Source organism: Bradyrhizobium lablabi (assembly GCF_001440475.1).
Taxonomy (GTDB): domain Bacteria; phylum Pseudomonadota; class Alphaproteobacteria; order Rhizobiales; family Xanthobacteraceae; genus Bradyrhizobium; species Bradyrhizobium lablabi.
Genome location: NZ_LLYB01000047.1, coordinates 36,387 through 37,516 on the forward strand (window position 1 = coordinate 36,387; position 1,130 = coordinate 37,516).

Here is a 1,130-nt window from a genome sequence, read left to right on the forward strand (position 1 = left end):
TATTATCCGGTTTGGTTCGGTCGATAAAAGCTATGTAGCAGATACTTTCGTTCCTGACTCTACAGTGGATATGGATCTTCCAATTCATCCCACGGATGATCCGCGACGCGATCTATGACTTGGTCGCGCGCTACCGCTATCGCTGGTTCGGCCGTCGTGACGCTCGCATCCTGCCGATCGTTCGTGGCCATCGTGAACCGCCCCCGAAACTGCGGGACGATGGCCCCTGGCGTCGGCCGGCATGACGAAGGAAGCAGCGTTGCTGCAATTCAACTCAGTCTGAGACACAGGCGAGCAGTTAAAGACACTTGGCCACGACGATCACCCGAACGTGGGCAATCTGATCGGCTATTCCTATCGCAAGCTCGGCGACTACAAATTCTCGCAGGTCTGGTACGAGCGCGCGCCTGAAAGCCGATCCGAACCATGCACTGACGTTACGGCCTGTGGCAAATTGAGAAGGGCAACCGCGATCAAACGAACGAAAATGCAGAAAGGCCGGGCATCGCTGCCGGGCCTTTCTTTGTCTTTTTGAGCGCTGAACGGTTGGACTTAGAAATCCATACCACCCATGCCGCCCATGCNGCCGCCACCCGCAGGCATGCCGCCGCCTGCGTTCTTCTTCGGCACTTCGGCCACCATGGCTTCGGTGGTGATCAAGAGAGCCGCGACCGAGGCCGCATTCTGGATCGCCACGCGAACCACCTTGGTTGGGTCGATGATGCCCTTGGCGACCAGGTTACCGTACTCGCCGGTCTGCGAGTCGAAGCCATAGGAGTACTGCTCCTTTTCCAGGATCTTGCCGACAATCACGGAACCGTCTTCACCCGCGTTGATCGCGATCTGGCGGGCCGGCGCGGAGAGCGCCTTGCGGACGATCTCGACGCCGGTCTTCTGGTCGTCGTTCTTGGTGCGCAGGCCCTTGNTGGGAGGCACGCAGCAGGGCGACGCCGCCGCCCGGCACGATGCCTTCTTCCACAGCCGCACGGGTCGCATGCATCGCGTCATCAACGCGATCCTTGCGCTCCCTCACCTCGACCTCGGTCGCGCCGCCGACGCGGATCACCGCGACGCCGCCTGCGAGCTTGGCCAGACGCTCCTGCAGCTTCTCACGGTCGTAGTCCGAGGTG

General features: G+C 60.9%; 1 protein-coding gene and 3 pseudogenes. 2 read left to right on the forward strand and 2 right to left on the reverse strand.

Annotated features, from left to right (window positions below; genetic code table 11):
* The first annotated feature begins 68 nt into the window (after positions 1–68).
* The gene (locus CQ14_RS48130) at positions 69–245 is read left to right on the forward strand and encodes a thiol-disulfide oxidoreductase DCC family protein (RefSeq protein WP_430650148.1); all 177 of its coding nucleotides are present in this window, start codon (positions 69–71) and stop codon (positions 243–245) included.
* Between the two features lie 50 nt (positions 246–295).
* A pseudogene (locus tag CQ14_RS45840) lies at positions 296–477 on the forward strand (tetratricopeptide repeat protein); the annotation flags it as partial.
* A gap of 108 nt (positions 478–585) precedes the next feature.
* Here the strand turns inward: CQ14_RS45840 and CQ14_RS45845 are convergent.
* Both CQ14_RS45845 and CQ14_RS45850 read right to left on the reverse strand, forming a co-directional pair.
* A pseudogene (locus tag CQ14_RS45845) lies at positions 586–925 on the reverse strand (TCP-1/cpn60 chaperonin family protein); the annotation flags it as partial.
* Between the two features lies 1 nt (position 926).
* Positions 927–1,130, reverse strand: a pseudogene (locus CQ14_RS45850) (TCP-1/cpn60 chaperonin family protein); the annotation flags it as partial.